We start from the raw sequence: 6000 nt of genomic DNA on the forward strand, positions 1-6000 counted from the left end.
CTTCTCCAGGTGAGGGTGTGGTGGACCTCGGACTCGCCCGCGAATGCCGCACCAGGATGACCCACCGTCGGTCTATGCGAGTAGATGCCGGTTTGTGAATTTCGCGTGACGGCCGGCCGTACGCAGTACCGCCCGGTGCGGGCCCCGGCCAGGGGCAGGGTCGGCAGCGCGGATAATGGCCTGGTCGCGGGCCCGCCGGGTCGGCGGCGGCAGCGGAACAACGGCGGAACCACGACGGATCGACGGAGAGGCAGCGGACGGATGACCCTGGAGGAAGGCCGGCGGGTCCGGTTGGCGGAGGACCTCGGGATCGGCGAGGCCTTCGCCGGGGAGCCCGGGGCCGCGGTCGGGTTCCTCGCGCTGGGCGCCGGCATCGAGGGCACCGTCGAGCGGGTGGACGGGGAGCTCCCGGAGAGCCACGAGGTCCGCGAGTACCAGCGGCTCAAGGCACTGTTCGAGGACTACGGGCACACCATGCCGGCGGGCAGCCGGGAGCGGCTGGAGGCGGAGATCGCCGAACTGGAACCGGAGTGGACCGCCCACCGCGAGCGGGGGAAGCGGGTGACGGTCCGGGTCCGGTGGGACAACGGCCTCGTCCTCGACGGGGCGCACCAGGATGTGCTCACGCTCCTGTGAGGCGGCCGACCGGGGGTCGGCCCCCGGCCCGGGGTCAGCCCGCGAGGGTCGCGCGCAGGTGCTTCTTGTCCGGCTTGCCGGCGGAAGTGAGCGGGATCTCCGGCACCAGGTGCAGCGCGTCCGGCGCGTAGATCCGGCCCTTGCGGGTGGTGACGAAGGCGCGGACGTCTGCCAGTTCCGGGTGCCGCCCGGGCGCGGGGACCACCACGGCGTGGACGTGCTCGGTCTGCTGCGCGTCGCGCACGCCGAGGACGGCGCACTGGGCCACGTCCGGGTGGGTGAGCAGCAGTTCCTCCACCTCCGACGGGTAGACGTGGCCGCCGACCACGATGATCCGGTCCGTGCGCCGGTCGGCCAGGTAGAGGTAGCCGTCCTGGTCGAGGTGGCCGATGTCCCCGGTGCGCAGCCAGCCGTCGCGCAGCACCTCCGCGGTCAGCTCCGGGCGCTTCCAGTACCCCGCCATGAGGGAGTGCGAGCGGACGTGGATCTCGCCCTGCTCGCCGGCCGGCAGCGGGGCGCCGTCGGCGGAGCGGATCACCACCTCGACACCCGGGAGGGGGCGGCCGACGGAGAGCTGTCCGTCGGGCCCGGTCCGGTCGTGGTCCTGCGGGGTGAGGACGGCGATGTTCTGCGCCTCCGACATCCCGTAGCCACTGGTCAGGATCGGCCCGAACACCTCGATGGCCTCGCGGACCCGGGTCGGGGAGGCCACGCAGCCGCCGTAGCTGACGCGGTGCAGGCTGGAGAGGTCGGTGCCGGTGATCGAGGGGTGGTCAAGCAGCCGGTGGAGCAGCGGCGGCAGGACCCACAGGTCGGTGATGCGCTCGCGTTCGACGGCGGCCAGCACCTCGCCGGGGTCGAAGGAGCGCTGGAGGAAGACCGATCCACCGTGATGGAGCGTCAGATCGGATAGCACTCCGGCCAGATGGGCGAGCGAGGTGGCCGCGAGGAAGCGGGGCGCCTTCCCGTCCGGGCCGAAGGGGATGTCGAACACCCGGCGGTAGGGGCCGTGCAGGCTGAGGATGCCCTTGGGGATGCCGGTGGTACCGCCGGTGTGGCGGATGCCCAGGTGGTCCTCCGGGCCGATCCGCACGGCCGGGGGCTCGGAGGGACGGTGGGCGGCGGCGGCGATCGCGTCCTCACCGACCGCGGCCGGGCCCGGGCCCAGGGCGAGCACCGTCGGCACGTCGGTCAGTGCGGTCAACTCCACTGCTTCCGCGTACCGTTCGGCGTCGACGAGGAGGACGGCGGTGTCGACACTGGCGACGATCCCGGCGAGGACGGCGGTGCTCATGCCCTCGTACAAGCTGACCACCCGGGCACCCGCGACCCCGGCGGCGTAGCGGGCGGCGAGCGCTTCGGGGGTGTTGCCGGTGAGCAGGGCGACGGTGTCGCCCCGGGTGACGCCGCGGGCGACGAGTTCGTGGCCGAGGCGGTAGGCGGTGGCGGCCAACTCTCCGGCGGTGAGGGTGGTGCCGTCGGCGGTGGTGACGGCCGGCCGGTCGGGGTCCCGGGCGAGGGACCTCAGGACGAGGGCGGGTGCGCTGATGAACTCCGCTACGCTCATGGCCACTTCTTCCTGGTAGGCAGCAACCACGGACCCAGGCTAACCGCGCACCGGGCGGCACGCCGAACCGACGCCAGGTCAGTTCCCCGGAGCGGGGCGCACCGTAGGGTCCTCTCCGAGGAGACGTGGCCGAGCGGTCGCCGGGCCCGGGCCCGGGCCCCGGAACGGTGCCGGCGTCGGGGCCTCACCAGGAACCAACGGCAAGAACGAGACGAAGGGCCGGGTCGCCACATGCGACAGCGCACTCTGCGGGATCTCCAGGTTTCGGCCATCGGCCTCGGCTGCATGGGGATGTCCGCCTTCTACGGCACCGCCGACCAGGACGAGGGCGTCGCGACCGTCCGGCGTGCCCTGGACCTCGGCATCACCTTCCTCGACACGGCGCAGGTCTACGGGCCGCTCACCAACGAGTCCCTGGTCGGCGAGGCCGTCCGGGGGCACCGTGACGAGTACGTGATCGCCACGAAGTTCAACTACCGCATGGACGAAGCCGTTCCGGGCGACATGTCGACCGTGGGCCGCCAGGACGGCTCGGCCGAGCACGTCCGCAGCTCCGTCCACGGTTCGCTGACGCGGCTCGGGACCGACCGCATCGACCTGTACTACCAGCACCGGGTCGACCCGACCGTGCCCATCGAGGAGACCGTCGGCGCGCTCGCCGAACTGGTCGCCGAGGGCAAGGTGCGCCACATCGGGCTGAGCGAGGCGAGCGCGGAGACCATCCGCCGCGCCCACGCCGTCCACCCGGTCACCGCCGTCCAGACCGAGTACTCGCTCTGGACCCGGGACGTGGAGGCCGAGGTGCTCCCCACCTGCCGGGAGCTCGGAATCGGCTTCGTGCCGTACTCCCCGCTGGGCCGCGGCTTCCTCGCGGGCCGCTTCAGCTCCCCGGACGAGCTCGACAAGGACGACTTCCGCCGCACCAACCCGCGCTTCACCGAGGCCAATCTGGCGGCCAACCTCCGGCTCGCCGGGAAGGTGAAGGAGATCGCCGCGGAGAAGGACATCACCCCGGCCCAACTGGCGATCGCCTGGGTGCTGTCCCGCGGCGAGGACCTCGTGCCGATCCCGGGCACCAAGCGCCGCAGCTACCTGGAGCAGAACGCCGGTGCGGTCGACGTCGAGCTGACCGCCGAGGACCTGGCCCGCATCGAGGCCGAGCTGCCCGCGGTCGAGGGCGAGCGCTACGACGAGGACGGGATGCGCGCGGTGAACCGCTGAACCACCGCCCATCACGGCACCGGCACAGGTGCCGGTGCCGTGATGGGCGCCCGCGCTTCGCAGGCAGGGCCCTCAGCCATTAACAACGAGTGCATTCTGTGCACTTGTAGAGTGACTGTCATGCAACTGGATCTGAACCTCCTCACCGCCCTGGACGCCTTGCTGGAGGAAGGCAGCGTCGCCGGCGCCGCGGCCCGCCTACACGTCACCGCCCCGGCGATGAGCCGCTCGCTCGGCCGGATCCGCAAGGCCACCGGCGACCAGATCCTGGTCCGCACCGGCCGCAGCATGGTGCCCACCACCCGCGCGCTCGCCATGCGCGCCCAGGTCCACACCCTCGTGCAGCAGGCCCAGCAGCTGCTGTCGGCCCAGCAGGAGATCGAACTCGCCTCACTGGAACGGGTGTTCACCGTGCGCTGGCACGACACCCTGACCGCCGCCTGCGGCAGCGCACTGATCACCGCCGTCCGCCGCCAGGCACCCGGCGTCCGGCTGCGCCTGTCCGCCGAGCCCGGCACGGACGACACCGAGCTGCGCCGGGGCGAGGTCGACCTCGAATCCGGCTCCGGCACTCCGACCCTCCCCGACATCCGCCACCACCTGGTCGGCACGGACCGGCTGACCGTCGCCGTCCGCCCGGGCCACCCCCTCACCGAGGAGCCGCTGACCGTCGAGCGCTACGCCGCCGCCGAACACCTCACAGTCTCGCGACGCGGGAGCCTGCACTCCCCGATCGACGACGCCCTGGCCCACCGCGGCCTCGAACGCCACGTCGTCGCCGCCGGACCCACCGCCGCCTTCGCGCTGCAACTCGCCCTCGACAGCGACCTGGTGGTCACCCTCCCCGACGCGGTCACCCGCACGGCCCGGGAACGGCTCGGCCTGGTCACCCTGCCCCTGCCGCTCCCACTGCCCGAGGTCCCGCTGCACCTGCTGTGGCACCAGCGCTACGACGACGACCGCGCCCACACCTGGCTGCGCAAGCTCGCCACCGAGACCATCCGGTCACTCTTCGCGGCGCCGACCGCCCCCTGACGGCCCCTCGCTTCGGTGTGGTGGGTGACGCCGGACGAGGCCGCCGCACCCGGAGGCAGGCCGTGCCAGCGGTCCGGCCGCCGCCGTCCGTCGACCTGTCGGTCTACCTCCCGGTGCGAACGGCCCGCGACGGCGTGCTGCGACCCCGCCGCCGGGCGACCGCGCGCCGGGCCAGCGGGTACGCCGGCAGCAGGACGGCGCCGCCCAGCGCGCCGAACAGGAGCGGGGCGTTCCACCAGGGCACCAGATCGACGGAGCGGCCGTCCGGCCAGCGGCAGACGTGCGAGGGCGGGAAGAACGACTCCTCGATCCGGATGTCCCTGTGCTCGGGTTCCCGGTACTCCGCCGGGTCCCATCCGTAGAGCTCGGTGACGCAGGCCCGCGTCGGCCGGGTCTCGATGCCGGACATCATGCCGAGCAGCCAGACCGCACCCGCCGCCAGCAAGCAGAGCACCACGCCCGTCGTCCTCGCCATGCCCGTCCCCCACTCGATCGTCCGTTCGTACCGGAACTGGAGACGATCATGAAGTCGCCTTCGGTTCCCGTTCTTCCAGGCCGGCCCGCCGAGCCGAGCCGCTGACCGCCGACCGGGGCGGGCGCGGCGTCCACCCCGGTCGGTCGCAACGCCTGTGCCAGGCGTTCCGCCCGACCGTCGTGCGACCCGCCCGCGTCTTACCGTTCCCTGACGCCGCCCCGTGTCGGGGCGCCGCGGGTCCGGGCGGCCGCTAGCGTCGGCGGCATGAGAATCCTGGTCACCGGCGGTGCCGGTTTCATCGGCGTGTCCGTGGTACGAGCCCTGGTCGCGGCCGGGCACGAGGTGCGGGTGCTGGACGCCCTGCTGCCGGCCGTCCATCCGGCCGGGAGGGCGCCCGTGCTGCCCCCGGGTGTCGACTTCCGGCGCGGGGACGTCCGGGACGCGGCCGCCGTCGAGGGGGCGCTGGCCGGGGTGGACGCGGTCTGTCACCAGGCGGCGATGGTCGGGCTGGGGCTGGACCTGGACGACGCGCCGCAGTACGTCGGCTGCAACGACCTCGGTACGGCGGTGGTGCTGGCCGCGATGGCGCGGACCGGTGTCCGGCGGCTGGTGCTGGCCGGGTCCATGGTGGTCTACGGGGAGGGGCGCTACCGCTGTGCGCGGCACGGCGAGGTGGCACCGGGGCCGAGGCGGCCGGCCGATCTGGACGCCGGGCGGTTCGAGCCGCCCTGCCCGGTCTGCGACGCTCCGCTGCGGCCGGACCTGGTCGCGGAGAGCGCGCCCGCCGACCCCCGCAACGTCTACGCGGTGACCAAGCTCGCCCAGGAACACCTGGCCGCGGCCTGGGCGCGTGCCTGCGGCGGGGCCGTGCTGACGCTGCGCTACCACAATGTTTACGGCCCGGGGATGCCGCGCGACACCCCGTACGCGGGGGTGGCCTCGCTCTTCCGGTCGGCCCTCGCCCGGGGCGAGGCGCCCCGGGTCTTCGAGGACGGCGGCCAGCGCCGGGACTTCGTCCACGTCGAGGACGTCGCCGCCGCCAACCTCGCGGCGCTGGCGGCCGTGG

At 73.6% G+C, this 6000-nt stretch carries 6 protein-coding genes; 4 read left to right on the top strand and 2 right to left on the bottom strand.

The window, feature by feature from the left end; all coding sequences use genetic code 11:
* Window positions 1-261 precede the first annotated feature (261 nt).
* Window positions 262-636 carry a hypothetical protein gene (locus tag BI06_RS32280; protein WP_030397190.1) on the top strand — a complete coding sequence of 125 codons (375 nt, stop codon included), beginning with the start codon at window positions 262-264 and terminating at the stop codon, window positions 634-636.
* A gap of 34 nt (window positions 637-670) precedes the next feature.
* Here the strand turns inward: BI06_RS32280 and BI06_RS32285 are convergent, their stop codons facing one another.
* The gene (locus tag BI06_RS32285) at window positions 671-2203 is read right to left on the bottom strand and encodes an AMP-binding protein (protein WP_043474082.1); all 1533 of its coding nucleotides are present in this window, start codon (window positions 2201-2203) and stop codon (window positions 671-673) included.
* Window positions 2204-2434: 231 nt separating this feature from the next.
* Here BI06_RS32285 and BI06_RS32290 point away from each other — a divergent pair, with 231 nt between their 5' ends.
* Complete coding sequence (locus BI06_RS32290) at window positions 2435-3424, top strand: aldo/keto reductase (RefSeq protein WP_043474085.1); 990 nt, start codon at window positions 2435-2437, stop codon at window positions 3422-3424.
* A 120-nt stretch (window positions 3425-3544) separates the two neighbouring features.
* On the top strand, window positions 3545-4459 hold the full coding sequence (locus tag BI06_RS32295) for a LysR family transcriptional regulator (protein ID WP_043474087.1): 915 nt from the start codon (window positions 3545-3547) through the stop codon (window positions 4457-4459).
* 103 nt (window positions 4460-4562) lie between these two features.
* On the opposite strand, the gene BI06_RS32300 is transcribed toward BI06_RS32295, so the two are convergent.
* Window positions 4563-4934, bottom strand: coding sequence for a hypothetical protein (locus tag BI06_RS32300; RefSeq protein WP_149030555.1), 372 nt, complete (start codon window positions 4932-4934; stop codon window positions 4563-4565).
* A 264-nt stretch (window positions 4935-5198) separates the two neighbouring features.
* Between BI06_RS32300 and BI06_RS32305 the strand changes: the two genes are divergently transcribed.
* Window positions 5199-6000, top strand: an 802-nt coding sequence (locus BI06_RS32305) for an NAD-dependent epimerase/dehydratase family protein (RefSeq protein ID WP_043474092.1), incomplete at its 3' end; no start/stop codon positions are given.

The organism is Kitasatospora sp. MBT66 (genome assembly GCF_000710405.2).
GTDB lineage: Bacteria > Actinomycetota > Actinomycetes > Streptomycetales > Streptomycetaceae > Kitasatospora > Kitasatospora purpeofusca.

Bases quoted from the DNA above. Each gene is read 5' to 3' on its own strand.
- BI06_RS32295 (WP_043474087.1), top strand. From the start codon at position 3,545: ATGCAACTGGATCTGAACCTCCTCACCGCCCTGGACGCCTTGCTGGAG.
- BI06_RS32285 (WP_043474082.1), bottom strand. From the start codon at position 2,203: ATGAGCGTAGCGGAGTTCATCAGCGCACCCGCCCTCGTCCTGAGGTCC.
- BI06_RS32290 (WP_043474085.1), top strand. From the start codon at position 2,435: ATGCGACAGCGCACTCTGCGGGATCTCCAGGTTTCGGCCATCGGCCTC.
- BI06_RS32300 (WP_149030555.1), bottom strand. From the start codon at position 4,934: ATGGCGAGGACGACGGGCGTGGTGCTCTGCTTGCTGGCGGCGGGTGCG.
- BI06_RS32280 (WP_030397190.1), top strand. From the start codon at position 262: ATGACCCTGGAGGAAGGCCGGCGGGTCCGGTTGGCGGAGGACCTCGGG.